At 40.7% G+C, this 14909-nt stretch carries 16 protein-coding genes; 5 read left to right on the top strand and 11 right to left on the bottom strand.

Going from position 1 to position 14909, the window contains the following annotated elements:
* The first annotated feature begins 29 nt into the window (after positions 1 to 29).
* Entirely contained in the window at positions 30 to 758 is a 729-nt protein-coding gene (locus tag PN447_RS05200; protein WP_271761369.1) for a foldase protein PrsA, read from the top strand.
* Positions 759 to 1177: 419 nt separating this feature from the next.
* On the opposite strand, the gene PN447_RS05195 is transcribed toward PN447_RS05200, so the two are convergent.
* The 6 genes from PN447_RS05195 to PN447_RS05170 all read right to left on the bottom strand — a co-directional run bounded on the left by PN447_RS05195 (position 1178) and on the right by PN447_RS05170 (position 7876).
* Positions 1178 to 1435, bottom strand: coding sequence for a hypothetical protein (locus PN447_RS05195; protein ID WP_271761367.1), 258 nt, complete (start codon positions 1433 to 1435; stop codon positions 1178 to 1180).
* Positions 1436 to 1609: 174 nt separating this feature from the next.
* Positions 1610 to 1876, bottom strand: coding sequence for a hypothetical protein (locus tag PN447_RS05190; protein WP_271761365.1), 267 nt, complete (start codon positions 1874 to 1876; stop codon positions 1610 to 1612).
* Between the two features lie 436 nt (positions 1877 to 2312).
* The gene (locus tag PN447_RS05185; protein ID WP_271761364.1) at positions 2313 to 2447 is read right to left on the bottom strand and encodes a hypothetical protein; all 135 of its coding nucleotides are present in this window, start codon (positions 2445 to 2447) and stop codon (positions 2313 to 2315) included.
* A 220-nt stretch (positions 2448 to 2667) separates the two neighbouring features.
* Positions 2668 to 5352, bottom strand: coding sequence for a chloride channel protein (locus PN447_RS05180; RefSeq protein ID WP_271761363.1), 2685 nt, complete (start codon positions 5350 to 5352; stop codon positions 2668 to 2670).
* Positions 5353 to 5500: 148 nt separating this feature from the next.
* Positions 5501 to 6814 (bottom strand): TldD/PmbA family protein, encoded by a 1314-nt coding sequence (locus PN447_RS05175; RefSeq protein WP_271761361.1) that lies wholly within the window; start codon positions 6812 to 6814, stop codon positions 5501 to 5503.
* Positions 6815 to 7012: 198 nt separating this feature from the next.
* Positions 7013 to 7876: a Tab2/Atab2 family RNA-binding protein gene (locus PN447_RS05170; RefSeq protein ID WP_271761360.1), complete on the bottom strand. Its 864-nt coding sequence runs from the start codon at positions 7874 to 7876 to the stop codon at positions 7013 to 7015.
* A gap of 727 nt (positions 7877 to 8603) precedes the next feature.
* On the opposite strand from PN447_RS05170, the gene PN447_RS05165 reads away from it, so the two are divergent.
* Positions 8604 to 9356, top strand: a complete 753-nt coding sequence (locus tag PN447_RS05165) for a DUF561 domain-containing protein (protein ID WP_271761358.1) — start codon at positions 8604 to 8606, stop codon at positions 9354 to 9356.
* A gap of 175 nt (positions 9357 to 9531) precedes the next feature.
* On the opposite strand, the gene PN447_RS05160 is transcribed toward PN447_RS05165, so the two are convergent.
* Positions 9532 to 11631, bottom strand: a complete 2100-nt coding sequence (locus PN447_RS05160) for a S8 family peptidase (RefSeq protein ID WP_271761356.1) — start codon at positions 11629 to 11631, stop codon at positions 9532 to 9534.
* A gap of 80 nt (positions 11632 to 11711) precedes the next feature.
* Between PN447_RS05160 and PN447_RS05155 the strand changes: the two genes are divergently transcribed.
* The 3 genes from PN447_RS05155 to PN447_RS05145 all read left to right on the top strand — a co-directional run bounded on the left by PN447_RS05155 (position 11712) and on the right by PN447_RS05145 (position 13214).
* On the top strand, positions 11712 to 12128 hold the full coding sequence (locus tag PN447_RS05155; RefSeq protein ID WP_271761355.1) for a XisH family protein: 417 nt from the start codon (positions 11712 to 11714) through the stop codon (positions 12126 to 12128).
* On the top strand, positions 12116 to 12451 hold the full coding sequence (locus PN447_RS05150) for a XisI protein (RefSeq protein WP_271761353.1): 336 nt from the start codon (positions 12116 to 12118) through the stop codon (positions 12449 to 12451). The genes PN447_RS05155 and PN447_RS05150 overlap by 13 nt, the downstream gene beginning before the upstream one ends.
* A gap of 157 nt (positions 12452 to 12608) precedes the next feature.
* Complete coding sequence (locus PN447_RS05145; protein ID WP_271761351.1) at positions 12609 to 13214, top strand: hypothetical protein; 606 nt, start codon at positions 12609 to 12611, stop codon at positions 13212 to 13214.
* A gap of 53 nt (positions 13215 to 13267) precedes the next feature.
* Here PN447_RS05145 and PN447_RS05140 read toward each other — a convergent pair whose 3' ends face one another.
* From PN447_RS05140 to PN447_RS05125, 4 genes are read right to left on the bottom strand one after another with little or no spacing between them, the layout of a single operon-like run.
* Positions 13268 to 13951, bottom strand: coding sequence for a Uma2 family endonuclease (locus PN447_RS05140; RefSeq protein WP_271761349.1), 684 nt, complete (start codon positions 13949 to 13951; stop codon positions 13268 to 13270).
* A 2-nt stretch (positions 13952 to 13953) separates the two neighbouring features.
* Positions 13954 to 14163 (bottom strand): type II toxin-antitoxin system HicB family antitoxin, encoded by a 210-nt coding sequence (locus PN447_RS05135; RefSeq protein WP_271761347.1) that lies wholly within the window; start codon positions 14161 to 14163, stop codon positions 13954 to 13956.
* Positions 14160 to 14384 (bottom strand): type II toxin-antitoxin system HicA family toxin, encoded by a 225-nt coding sequence (locus PN447_RS05130; RefSeq protein ID WP_028083551.1) that lies wholly within the window; start codon positions 14382 to 14384, stop codon positions 14160 to 14162. The genes PN447_RS05135 and PN447_RS05130 overlap by 4 nt, the downstream gene beginning before the upstream one ends.
* Positions 14360 to 14749: an HNH endonuclease gene (locus tag PN447_RS05125; RefSeq protein ID WP_271761409.1), complete on the bottom strand. Its 390-nt coding sequence runs from the start codon at positions 14747 to 14749 to the stop codon at positions 14360 to 14362. Before PN447_RS05125 ends, PN447_RS05130 begins: the two co-directional genes overlap by 25 nt.
* Positions 14750 to 14909: the final 160 nt, after the last annotated feature.

Raw genomic sequence — 14909 nt, 5'->3', positions numbered from 1 at the left:
CAGAATTGTAAATTAAGTAGGACAAGATTATGTCATACCCCATGGTAGTCACTCAAGAAGATATTTTACATCAAATCAAACTATCTGGAAAAATTCCTGAAACAGTTGAGCAGATTATTCAGCGCAAAATCATTAAAAATAGGGCGGATGAAGTGGGGATAAAAGTAGAAGTTGCAGAATTACAACAAACAGCAGACCAAATGCGGTTAGTTAACCAACTCACTACCACTGATGAAACTTGGACATGGTTAAAAAAACATGGTTTATCTTTAGAGGATTTTGAAGAAATTATCTATATAACCCTCCTCACCGCTAAATTAGGTCATCATTTGTTTGCTGCTGAAGTTGAACCATACTTTTATAACCATCAAGTAGATTATCTACAGGTGATCATGTATGAAGTTATCTTAGATGATGAGGATTTGGCGTGGGAGTTGTTTTATGCAGTTAAAGAAGGGGAGAAAAGTTTTTATGATGTCGCTCATCAATATATTCAAGATGTAGAACTACGTCGCCAATGTGGATATCGAGGGGTGATGGGTCGTCAAAATTTACATCCAGATATTTCTGCTGCTGTATTTGCAGCTGAACCACCACAGTTACTTAAACCAATTGTCACAGCTAAAGGTATACATTTAATTTTTGTCGAGGATATGATTCGACCCCGATTAGATGAGCAGCTAAGTTATCAGATCATCGGCCATTTATTTGCTGAGTGGTTAAAGCAGCAGGTTGAGCAGACGGATTTTCAAATATAACACTCAGAGGATGTTTGTCAAGTCATGATTAGTGTATCTAATATTTTTAGATCCCCCTAAATCCCCCTTGAGAAGGGGGACTTTGACTCTAGTTCCCCCCTTTTTAAGGGGGGTTAGGGGGGATCAAGAAGTCTCTAAAATCACCTTATAAAACTTATCAAACATCCTCTCAGATTTAATCTTTAAATTAGGGTGGGTTAGAAGTTTCTAACCCACCCATTATTTACAGCGTATTTTATCTGAGTGAGATACAAAAGGGCGGGCTTTTCTGCCCACCCCACAAGATTTATGATATTAAGGTGTGTACTTTATTTAGTTGAAAAGTGCTGTATATTCTCTCAATATTACGTCTAGCAACTCCTGAAAATTGTGCTAAATATTCGAGTAGATGAACAAAATACAAATCTTGCTAAATGGGTTTAGACTGGTCCAAAATCGTTATCAATTGAGGGTGTAGAGTCTGTATTGTTGCTGATTCCGCCCCACCCTGTAGATAATAAAGAGAAGATCATGTCAATAAAAATGCCGATAAGACTGACAGCAATAAGTCTATTTGTGATCTGGGAGAATTGTCCGATGAACATAAATCCGCCGATGACTTTCTCCATTTCCCCTGGAGAAAGTTGCTGCAATTGAGTAGAGGCGATTTCTAGGTTTTTAATGGTGATGTTAGCCATGATTGAATTTCTCTTAGTAAATGCGGTGTTTTGGTTTTGGTCAGTTATGTATGTCCTGCGCTTCACCCACCTTCAGAAGTGAAATGTCTAGTTAATAAATAACACAGGGTGTAATTTTTACACCCTGTTTTTTTAATCAAAATTCGCTAATTTGAGTTAGCTTTTATATGACTTTTAAGCATTGTAACCATTGTAAGGATTGTAACCATTGTAACCATTGTAAGGATTGTAACCATTGTAAGTTGAATTAGTAAATAAAAACATTTGAACCCAACCTCCGATAAGCCCAGCGAAATCAGTTAATACTTGTGCAGTTGTGATCGCTTGTATAGCACCGGCATAATTCGTCCATCCACCAACAACTTTTTCCATTTCGCTGGGGGAAACTTGATTCAATGCAGTAGATTCAACTTCTAGGTTTTGAATTGTGATGTTAGCCATGATTTACTTTCTCCTAGTAAATGCTATGTTTTTGTGTTTGTGTTTTGGAATCAGGCTCTTGCCTGTTTCTGTAACTATAATCCCTGATTTATTTAGGCTTTTCAAGCTGATGAAACATGAATAACGTACATAAATAATGCTATTTATCATCATTTTAATAACGGAATAATCAAGGTTTAAGCTAATACTAATAACTAAATGATAGCATCAAGCTATTATTTCGGTTCATAATTATTGCTATTAAGATACTTTTTGTATATAAGCAGTGATAAATCCCTATATTGACTGCTAACAGTTAACTGTCAACCCCCATGAGTGGAGATTGCACTAATCATTATTAAGGTCTGGTGGGATGAATATCAATAAATAAAAGCAGGGTGTAATTTCTACACCCTGCTGTTTGGAGAACATCGATGATTTTTAGTTACTGTCTATATTAGCCAATTAATAATTGAGGTGAGTAAATGCGGTATGGTAGGGGAATCAGGTGTTTACCTGTTTCTGTAACTATCATCTCTGATTTATTGATGATTTGCCAGATGATGAAACATGAATAACGTACATAAATCATGCTATTTATGATGATTGTAATCCCTGGTTTAATGCACTACTAATAACTAACTGATACTATCAAGCCATGATTTTGGCTCATAATTATTGCTGTTAAGAGGTTGTTTGATAAGTTTTCAACAGGTAATTTTTATCTTAGGGAACAGGGAATAGGGAATAGGGAATGGGGAACACCGAAGGATTGGGGAATGGGGAACACCGAAATCATAACTTTTCAGACTTTAACTACTAATAGCGCCTCTGACTAAAATTACTGTACAGTCTACCCCAGAGGCGATCGCTTCGGGGATATTACCTTGTACTGCTTGCTGTAATAACCCTTCACGGGAAGCTCCTAAAACCACTACATCATAATCGTCGTCTTTTACCAGGTTAATCACTCCTTCCGCTACGGAGTCAGCTTGTAGGGGGATAGCAACCACATGACTGGATAACTGACGACGACCCATTAAGACGCGGATAGCTTGTTCTAAAACCGTCATATCTGGTTGTAACTGGGAGGGTTTAAACACTTGGGTGAGGCGAATATATGGATGTTCGCCCAAGGAGGCTAAAGCGGGTAAGAGTTTAATCGCTGCTGTCGCATTGGGACCGCCAGCCATTGTCACCAACCAACGGTTAAATTGAGGAGAGGTAGAGGGGGTTAATTGTGGTTCGCTCAGGAGTTCAACAGATGGGGGAAATGGGGAAGGGGAAATTTTACCCAGTTTGACTAACATCACATCGCAGGTGGCCTGGCGAATGATGGTATCTACAACATTGCCAAAAATTCGCCCCGGGGTGGAGGTTTGACCTTTCCACCCCATCAAAATCAGGTTGATGTGTCGTTCGTTGATGGTTTCTAATATGGCTTGGGCGGGGTCGTGGGCGACTCTAATTTGGGTGTGTAGAGGAATTTTCCACTTTTTGGCTAAAACTTCCGCTTGGCGTAGTAAGCGGCGACTGTGAACTGTTTTGACTGGTGTTTCTGATGGTGAAGTATGGCGGGATACTAAAATGATTTGTACACATTCTATTTCATAGTGGCGATCGCGGGCAATAGCGGCGGCCATTTCTAAGAGGATAGCGGCGGTGTGGGGATTGGCTATTGGTATCAATAATCTACCCCTGCCAATATTGGGAGATCGCGTTTGATAAACTAAATAAGAAGGTTCCCTATGTGCTTTACTCACGTTCCCATGGTTGAGGTGTTCAGCTTGGGCGCGGATAATATCTGCACGGGTAATAATTCCAATTAACTTTCTCCCTTCTACTACTGGTAGGCGGCTAATTTGATACCTATCCAGCAAATACAACACATGACTGAGGTTATCCTTGGGTTGTACTGTCATGGGGGAGGGCTGCATAATAGACCTTAATAGTACCTTCTGTGGGGGTTGGCTCTGGTCTAGGATGTAGGAGTCACTATCGCGCTTAGTCACTAAATCCGATTGTGTAATCATTCCTACCAGCTTACCCTCCTCTACCACTGGAAAACCGCGATGATGGGAACGAGAAAATACTTGCATTGCTGCTTCTAGTGTCATGTCTGCATCCAGGGTTTCTACTCGATGCTGCATGACATCATTGGCTGTTAATTTCCCTAATATCCCCTCGTTGGAAACTGCTTTAGTAATAGTGATCCCTTTTAGCTGTAATAGTTTGTCGTAGAGGGATCCCGGAATTACTTTGTCGGAAACCAAGTAAGCAGCTACAGAGACAATCATTAAGGGTAATACCAGATTGAAATCTGTAGTCATTTCAAACACAATTACAATGGCTGTAATGGGTACTTTAGAAACTGCACAAAAAAACCCTCCCATACCGGCTAAAGCGTAGGTGGTGGGTGAGTCCACGGCTAAGAAATAAGAGGCGGATACACCTACCAGATGTCCTAAACAAGAACCCAAAATCAGACTAGGCGCAAATAACCCCCCAGGCGCACCGGAACCGAACGCAATGAGAGTGAGGAGAAATTGAGATAAAAAGGCGATCGCGGCAAAAGGTATATTAGCTTCGCTAATAATCATATACTCCCTTAAACCCGCATAATTACGGAAAGATTCGGGAAGTATTGCCACTACTAAACCTGAAATACAACCAGCTATAGCCATTTTCAACGGTAAGCTGAGATGGAGATTTTGATAAATTTTAATACTAGTTATAATGCCACGGTTAAATAATGCACCCAGTAACCCCGCTAAAATTCCCAATACCAAAAAAAAGGGAATTTCTGGTAAAGAGAAGTTACTAGAGTATTGCAGCAATTCTAGGTTGAGTTGTAAACTCCCCCCACCCAACAACCGGGAGACTACACCACCAATAAAGGAAGCAATAATGGCGGTTCCTAAAGTCAGCCCTGATAAATCTTGGAGTAATTCCTCGACAATAAATAATACACCAGCAATGGGGGCATTAAAAGCAGCCGCTAAACCAGCACCCGCACCAGCTGCAATCATCTGACGGCGATGGTCTGGGGAAGTGGGAACCCAGTTACTCATCCCTGCTGCTAAACCCGCGCCTACGTGAACTGTGGGCCCTTGTCGCCCTAAACTCAACCCGGAACCAAGGGTAATGATGGCAGTAACTAACTTGATAATTGCCACTTGCCAGGATAATCTAATTGGTACATTAGCAAGGGTGGCTTTAACTTGGGGGATACCGCTACCTGAAGCTTCTGGCGCAAATCTATTGACTAAATACCCGGCTATGAACCCAAAGCTCATACCAATGGTCGGTAATAACAACCATGCTGGCACAATTTGAGTGGTCTGTACCCGCCAAGTACCCAACCATCCCGATCCCATTTTCAAGCATACCGCACCAAAGGCCGCTACAAGACCAATAATACAAGCTTCGGCGATCGCTAAACCTCTTGTGGGTTGCAACCAGATACGAAGGCGCTGAGTCAGAATAGAAAGGCCCATATGAAAATATCAGTAGATACTTACTAGATTACCCACATGGCTAGCGAATGTTGCGATTATTGTCCCCCATCCTCGTACAGGGGTTGGGGGTGGGGTGCCCATGGTCGCCCCTACCCACACTGGCAAACTCTCATCATAGTCGAAGTTTTCAATACACTTTACCAATTGTAGATAATCCTTCTACTATCAAGGATGGGGTATAACAAGACCCATTCCAATCTGCGTCACTACCTAATGCTACTAGTTGTTTGAGAACTGTGTAAACGTTACCTGCCACCATGGTATCCTTAACACGCCCAATGATCTCACCGTTTTTGACCCGATAGCCCAAATCAACATTAATGGAAAAGTCACCAGAAATACCGTTGCCACCACCGAGCATTTGATCTACAATTAGCCCATCATCCATTTGATGAATTAGTTCTTGTAGCGATGCCGAACCAGGCTGAATCAAGAAATTAAATAAGCCAGGACTAGGATAACTGCCAAAACTAGGACGAAACCCATTACCGGTGCTATTAATACCCAGTTTGTTGGCTGTGGTGCGATCGCAATAGAAATTCTGTAAAATTCCGTTTTGGATAAAAACTACAGTAGTAGTGGGAATACCCTCATCATCAAAAGGACAACTATAGGGACCTGCTTGGGGATCTTGGTAGAGGGTGAGACTAGGGGAGATGACTTGTTGACCTAGGCGTTCTACCCAGGGGGAAGCTAATTCTAAAATCCGCTTACCATTCAAAGCCGCTTGTACGGTTCCCCAAAGCATATCCGCAGCCTTAGAGGTAAACAAGACGGGAACCCTACCCATGGGGGGTGGGACGTTGTTTATAGACCAATCTAGTCTTTGTAAAATTTGATCAGCTAATTTTTGCGGGTGCAGAATATCCCTCTGGGTTTCTCCATCAGCCACACTCAAAAAATCATCGCCCTTGACCCATTCCGCAGCCATGTAGGAGCTGAGAGTAGTGTCAGTGTAGTAACAATCTAAACCTGCACTATTACAAAGTCTGGTAGTTTCCACATCACATTCCCAGTCACTGTTGCAAAGCACATCGGGATAGACATCACGGATGAGAGCGATCGCCTGTTTCCCCCAATTGACCAATACTTCTAAGGATACAGATTTCCCTATATCTGGATAATTGGGCTGATAATTCTTGACTAACTCTACTGATTCCGGTACACTAATACGACTTAACGCTAGAGCTCGTTCTACCATTGTCTGTGGAGAGACACAACCATAAGCTACCGTGAGTCCCGGTCGTCCATCGCGCCATAGTCTTAGTGCTGTACCTTCAGATTCGCTGGTTTCTACCTGTTTGAGACGGTTAGCTTCAAAAAAGACAGGACGAGAAAGCGATCGCGACTGATAGACCTCTGCTGCTTCCGCTCCCGATTTAATAGCTAGTTCTAGCAGATGTTCTGCTAGGGTGTCTTGTGAGAAATTTTCAGAACCCATGACCCTCGATCAATTGTCGTGTTTGGATTTGTCACCGAGCAAATGAATCAACGCAGATAATTATCCCAAATCATTGGTACCTATCCGCGTTGTCTGCACCGAGAAAATTTTGCTAAAATTAGCCGGCTGTATGAATATATACTGATATTATGTTTTTTCCTTGCTCAAAAGTCCCCCCCCAATTAGCCCAGATTTAAATTAGTCCAGATTTAAATTTTGCAGCAGCCAAAATCCGGTAAAAGATTCTGCTTGAGGATCAGACTGGACACCAATAAAATGCACTCCATTAGCTTCTTGTTTGGCTTTTTCGTAACCTTTGGCTTCTGCTAAAGTTTGGGGGTTGTTGATATTAGCCAAAATCCAACTTTCAGTAGCACCGGTTTCTAAAATTAATCTTTGCCCTTGTTTAGTGTCAAAGTTCAAGCACGCCAACTCTAAACCCGACATCCACCCCGCTATAGGTAAGGCTCTGGGTGAAAAAATTAACACACCAGGAATGCGAGTTTCTGGGGACACCTTGGCCAGTTCTAAGGGAAAAGCCTCACCAAAACCAATATCCCAATCTGGCATATCAGCAAATTCAGCAGCTTGTAGGCTAACAAATGCCCATTGTTCCCCCTCTAAAGCATCCGGTAACCGTTGGGGTAAAGGGCTGTCTAAACGCACCGATGCGCCTACCCCCCCTTGATACCCTGGTTCTTGAGGATAAACCTCCTCCATTCGCTGTTTCAACCATTGATTGAGAACTAAAATCCGGCGGCTAGCTTGAGCGGGGATACCCGCATCCTGACAAGCTTTAGTGATCATATTGTTCATTTGACGGCGAAAGAAGCGGATTTTGATTGGTGCTTCCCCAGCCTTGTCAATGGCCTCCTGTAACGCCGTCCGCAACCAAACCGAATTTACCTGAGTACTGGGACAATACTTGGCATAACGAAATAAAGATTCCGGTTTGGTGCGAATATCTGACGGACTTTCGCATATTAAGACTTCCCAAACTTTTTTCTGCTTTTCATCTAAAATTGGACGAGAGTAAAAATCAATTTCCCAAATACTACTCATGTTTGGTTCCGTAAAATTCTGGCGACTTGATATTTTTTGATATTTTTATCTTAAGAGGGAATGGGGCGCAAACCAGTCGAGTAATTACTGATCACGTGCAAGGTAAAAACTTTACAGGATACCAGCTTTGAGGTAATACCCGGACTTTTAAACAGGAAACGAACTCTGAGAGGATGTTTGATAAGTTTTATCAGGTGATTTTAGACACTTCTTGATACCCCCTAACCCCCCTTCTCAAGGGGGGAAATAGAGTCAAAGTCCCCCTTCTCAAGGGGGATTTAGGGGGATCTAAAAATATTAGATACACCATGAGGGACTTTCCAAACAACCTCTGAGAGGATGTTTTAAAAGGTATGATTAGTGTATCAAATATTGTTTTACCCCTCCCTCACCTTTCCCTTTATAGGGGAAAGGGGACTGGATTTTATTGTTTTTTGTGTGTTCCCTATTCCCTGTTCCTGTGTTCCCTAAGATAAAAATTACCTGTTTAATACTTTCCAAACATCCTCTGAGAGAGGATATAAACTGTCAGTAAAATCTCTGGAAATTAAAACTTGTTCAAACATAAATAAAATAATTAATCAATAATCAACAAAATAATGGGTGGGAGACATATCCCCGTCCGGAAAGTTTTTTCTGGGTTAAACAGGGTATTTTCCCGGCTCTACGGTTACTAGTAACTCAGGAAGGTTAAAATAGGTCTGATTTCTTCCTGAATAGAAAAACTATGACAATCTATCCCCATTCTACTCTCCAAAGTGCCTTTGCTGACCGCCGTGTCCTCAAAGTTATTAGCGGCTTGAATAACTTTGATCGCGATCGCGTAGCTGCTACTATCAAAGCAGCTGAACTCGGTGGTGCAACTTTTGTCGATATCGCCGCCGATGCTGATTTAGTCCAGATGGCTAAAAACTTGATTAATTTACCGGTTTGTGTATCAGCAGTTGAACCAGAAAAGTTTGTCTTAGCGGTTAACGCTGGTGCTGATTTAATTGAAATTGGTAATTTTGATAGTTTTTACGCCCAAGGACGGAAATTTACCGCTGAGGAAGTTTTAGCACTGACTCACCAAACCCGCGCCCTGTTACCAGAAATTACCCTATCTGTGACAGTTCCCCACATCCTAGAACTAGATCAACAAGTACATCTAGCAGAGGAACTAGTCAAAGCCGGCGCTGATATTATCCAAACCGAAGGCGGTACCAGCAGTCAACCTACACACCCTGGAACTTTGGGGTTAATTGAAAAAGCAGCCCCCACTTTAGCCGCAGCTTATGAAATTTCCCGTGCTGTTTCGGTACCTGTACTCTGTGCTTCCGGTATTTCCAGCGTCACCGCACCTTTAGCTATAGCTTCTGGTGCTGCTGGGGTTGGTGTTGGTTCTGCAATTAATCAACTTAACAGTGAAGTGGCGATGATTGCTGCGGTGCGGAGTTTAGTTGAAGCTTTAGCTAGTGCTAACAGCAGAGCAATTATTTAATTTCAGATCTGATTCTAAGGGAATAATTGCATCTGTACCTATGCGTTGCTGCTAAAGCAGCAGCGCTGGGGCCATGGACTAGGTGGGACTCAAATAAGTTCTACAATTGAGCAGTTAACCTTTACCGAAGTTCAATCAAAATCCCTGGAGTCCTTATTCTGATGTTTTGATGCTCTTATTTCCCCACAGACCAAGAACGAACTTGACCCAAAGTTACAGGAATCCTATCACTAACATCAATAGTAAACAGATACACTTTTTTAGCTCTGCGGCCATTTTCCGGGTCAAAAAACTTTAATTTCACATCCCAACAATCACTATTAATCCGACAGAAAGGACTTTTTTCTACTTCAATACTATCAAGCTGCATACCCGTAGAAATAGCTTGGCTAAAACTAGAAGCGGCTTGAAAAGCATTAGTGACAGAAAAATTCAGCGCCCGATCTTTAGCAGTTTTTCCTACATTTTGTAAATCATAGTAAACTCGATTTAAGAAACTACTTAAAGCTTTGCGCATTGCCATTTCTTGGGCTGGTGCTGTGCCTTCCGTAATCACAGTTTGCAAAGCTGCATCTACCAAACTGTTAACTTTCCAGCCATACATTCCCCTAGTATTAGTTAGAGTAATTACAGGTACAACTTGACCAGAAAATAACTCTACAGTTCTATCTGTTAACCTGGCGGGAATACTCACCCGTTCCACAAAATCATCACTGTCTTCTGGTTGAATTTGTCCCTCTAACATGGCAATTAGAGTTTCATAGATATCAGCAGCAAAACCGCTAACGGGTTCTAGAGCATAAATGGGAGTTAGTTCTTGGTTGAGAGTCCAAATTAAAGGTTTAGCTTCGCTGGGGTTTGCTGACAGATAATCCACCATTTGCTGGGTATCATAAGGGTTAGCAGGGATAATTGCACCGTCAATATTCACTGCTGGCATTAATTGTTTAAAAGAGTCCCTTCTGGCTTCATCACCAAAGTCATAACCAATAGTACCCAAAGCATAGACAAGTTTAGAAGCCGCACTAGGGGTAACACCTTCTGTTATTTCACTTCTTGGAATAGTAGCAACTGCTACACCAGATTCTCCTTCCCAGTCTCCGGCTGAGAATGCCTTTTCCAAGGCTCTGCCTGATGATATAGTGAGGGGCACAGCTTCTGATGTTGCATTCCCTGGTAGAACCTGGGAACGAGAGATTTTTACCCCCTTCTCCTGATAGGAGAGGGTTTGGGTGTGAGGTTCTAACCTTTCTCCCGTCAATAATTGAAACGCACCGGGAATATTCAACTTACCCAACAAACACCGTTCCGGTTCTTCCACATCTTCCGGGTTACAGGGAATAGCACTATTTAAAATTGCTTCCCGCACTGCTTCCGCGTTGGGTTGTTCTCCCCGTTGTAGTTGCATACTCATTAATAATGCAGAAACACCTGTAACAATAGGTGCAGCGCAACTTGTACCTTTTTGTTTGATAGGTTCTTCGGTTCCTGGTTGTGCGCCTAAGATATTTTCCCCATTGGCCATTACACCCTTATTTTGATATTCTCCCCCGTAATTGCTAAATTTAAAGGGTTGTCCGTCGTCACGCATTGCACCAACGGTAATTACACCTGGAAGAATTGAGGGAATACACCAACATTCGCCTTTATCATTACCACCAGGGGCAATAATTAACATATTATTGTCTTGGCATTGTTTGACAGCACGGGCAAATAAATCTGGTGCTACTCCGGTTTGGGTGGGGTGACAAGCAGCGATATGGATGATATTTGCACCCCATTGCAAAGCTGTATTAATGGCGTGGGTGAGGTTGATGGGGGAAATAAAATCATCACCAGCGAAGGAAATGGGAATATTTAATGCTGTACATAAAGGAGCAATACCAGGGGCGGGTGTGTTGTGTTGCCCTAAAATTGTGCTAGAAATGTGGGTAGCATGACTTGATAATTCTATCCGTTGTCTAATAGCTTCGGGAAAGGGGGCAAAAAATGCTTCTCGTTCTTTTTTCGCTTCTTCTTTGTCGTGGTCTGGGTCTTCTTTTTTGTCTTTTTGTTGTTGGTTAAATTCTAAATATAAGTTGAGATAATAATAATATTCTTCGTTGAGTTCAATATCTTCTGACCAGTAGGGTTTAAATTGAGTAAAATTTGCACCTTGAAAACAACTACGTTCTAAGTCCGCAGCACCGTCAAGGATAGCAATTTTAATCCGGGGGTCGCCTTTTGTGCGTGTCCAAATTTGGGAAATTCCGGGGATGTCTGTCAGGTTAGGCATGGTTTTGATTGTGTTGTTGTAATTGGTGTTATAATAATTAGGGGTAAAAAGTCTAATTTTTTATTTTTTTTATAAAGTTAATGCCAGCTAAAGATATTTTTCATGATGCTGTTAGGATAGGGTTAGAAAAAGAGGGTTGGGTGATTACAGATGATCCTTTAAGGATAGAAGTCGGTGATGTAGAAATGTATATTGATCTCGGTGCAGAGCAAGTTTTAGCTGCTGAAAGAGAAGGAGAAAAAATAGCGGTGGAAATTAAGAGTTTTATTGGTACATCTAATATCTCTCAATTTCATCAAGCCATTGGACAATTTTTTAATTATCATTTGGCATTAGAAGAACAACAACCAGAACGAGTTTTATATTTAGCTGTTCCTTCAGGAATTTATTACTCTTTCTTTCAATTACAATTTATCAAAACAGTTGTTGAGCGTTCCCAACTTAAAATCATGATTTATGATCCAATTCAAGAGGTAATTGTATCATGGAAAAACTAGAACAATATCGCAATTATGTCAAACAAGTGATCACAGAATATGCTCAATTAGGTTCAGCTAAGGATGAAATTGAAGAACAATTGATTTTTGATACCGTTGGCGACCATTATCAATTAATGTATGTAGGTTGGAAAAACAGACGACGGCAGCATGGTTGTGTTTTGCATTTAGATATTAAAGATCATAAAATTTGGATACAACATGATGGAACTGAAATTGGCATAGCGGATGAGTTAGTTAAATTAGGAGTGCCAAAATCAGATATTGTTTTAGCATTTCATGAACCTTTGGTGAGACAATATACAGGTTTTGCTGTTGGTTGATTTTCATATATAGCAGGGAACAGGGAACAGGGAACAGGGAACACAAGTGAAAGTCCTTCTGTGTATGGTTTTTGGTTAAATTCTCTATCTCATTCAAGTGCATACCGCTATAAGATTTTCACATGAATTTTAGATCATTTTTGGAAATATTTACATTATGTCATACAGTGATTTTACTCTTAGAAAAGTTAAGCAAACTTTTGGCATAAATACCATTGAGGATCAAAAGTTTCTACCAGAAATCAAGCCAATTGCTGCTAGTGGGACTCTGACAGATTTTCTAGCTGAAAGTTTACCGTTAGCTATAGCGACAGGAAGTGAAAAAGCACGTTCTGAGTTAATTATTAGTCCGGTTTTACTAGAAGTCCGTAAGATATTACAAAGAAAAATTAGTTTATTTTCTGGTACAGATTTTACTGTAGATTCGGCTTTAGGATTGAATGGAGTCTGTGATTTTGTTCTGAGTCGTTCACCGGAACAGTTAGAAGTTGAAGCACCGGCGGTGATGATTGTGGAAGCCAAAAAAGCAGACTTAAATCCTGGTATTGGTCAGTGCATTGCGGAAATGATTGCTGCTCAAAAATTTAATGAGATTAATAATCAACCCATTGCTATAATTTATGGTAGCGTAACTAATGGCACTGCTTGGCGATTTATACAATTAACAGAACAAACTGTAACAATTGATTTTACAGATTATCCTCTTCCTCCTGTTGATGTCATATTAGGCATTTTAGCTTGGATGGTAACTTCTGCTAACTAGATAATTGTCACCAATCAGGATTTACAGTTATTGAGCGATAGCCTGACTGGTGACTAACTGGATAATCTACTAATAAAATCCTCATATTCTGGACTTGCTAAACCCTGTTGGACAACGGTTAACACTTTTCCTAAATCACCTGCTAATAATGCTGTTTTGTCTAACCATAAACCAGGGAAAACCTGAGAGCAAGTTATACCATCTGCATTGGGTTGAAGTTGAATATACTCTCCTTGTTGTAGCCTAAACCAATCAAATTGATAGTCATAAACTCGCCAGATTAAATATTCTTGGACTTGATTACGACGATAAACTTTGAGTTTTTCATGTAAATCATAGGAAGCACTAGAAGCAGCAATTTCTACTATTAATTCTGGCGCACCTTCTACATAATCATCTTTATTTATTTTTGATTGTCCTCCTGTTTCAATTCTTAATAAAGCATCCGGTTGTGGTTCGTTATCTGTATCAAGAAGGACGGTAGTATTATCGGCGAAACCTATGCCCGGTGTAGCTGCTTTATAAACTCCCAGCCAAGTCATAATATAAGCATGGGGTTCTCCATGACTTTTGATTCTTAATGGTGATGCCACGTAAACTACTCCTTCAATTAATTCGGCTTTTTTGAGATTCGGCATGGCATGATAACGCCGTTCAAATTCATGACGGGTTAATTTGTCGCCGTTTTCTAGGGGAGGAATAGTTAAGATGGGAGACATGGCTTTAGGAGATATCATATTTAAGCTATTTTTTGTAATATTTGGGGTTGGGGTATGGGCTTACCGATTTGATTATAGCCATACACCAAATCTTCTAACACTTCCTTGGCATTTTCTAGAGCTTCTTCATAGCTTTCTCCGTGGGTTTTAGCATATTTTCCCCACTCAGGTAAAAAGGCAATATAGGCTTGATCTTCGTCAGACCATTGAATTAAAATACTATATTTCATAGTTCATCTCCTTTTTCTAATTGTTCAAGTTCTTTGATACTTTCTATTATATCTTTCTCTTGATAAGGTTTTGCATCTTTGCTGTCTTTGCCAGATAGAACTACAGGTTTTGGTAAAAGTGGATGAATCCAGTAAGAATGACTACCTTTTCCCCGCTTTGGTAATAACGTAAATCCTGCTTTTTGCAACATCTGTTTTAATTCTCTAATTTTTTTGGGCATTTAGTTTTATTTATTTGGACTTCTGGAAATTGCATTTGAATGATGTTATTTAACGTTTTGGTGATTTTGTGATTTAATGTTGTTGGGTTGCGCTGTCGCTTAACCCAACCTACATCTCTATTATTCAATCTCAACGCCCCGACTGTAGCACGACCACAGGCTGTCAGACCGATAATTTCTGTCCCCTCTGGACTCCAAGTAAAATGTTTTTGCCACTGTTGTTGACGAGGATTAAATAGAGAAATTATTCTGCCAGATTGAGGGTCTAAATCCTCAGTTTGTGTCCATTTATATTGATTACATAATTCACACGCTAAACAGAGATTATCTTCTGTATTATCTCCTCCTTTCGCTAAGGGTTGGATATGGTCAGCAATCTGCCCATAATATAATCTTGATGACTAAGGCAATACTCACAGCGATTTTGTGCCCGTTCTCTCACTTTTTGGCGTATGGTTTTAGATAGAGAACTCATAGTGATAAATCCGATATAAAATCTAAATAGTGGTATCACATCCCCGACTT

Source organism: Anabaena sp. CS-542/02 (genome assembly GCF_028331085.1).
GTDB lineage: Bacteria > Cyanobacteriota > Cyanobacteriia > Cyanobacteriales > Nostocaceae > Anabaenopsis > Anabaenopsis arnoldii.
Note: the sequence above shows the minus strand (reverse complement) of the source record. Positions and strands in the feature narration are given on the sequence as shown.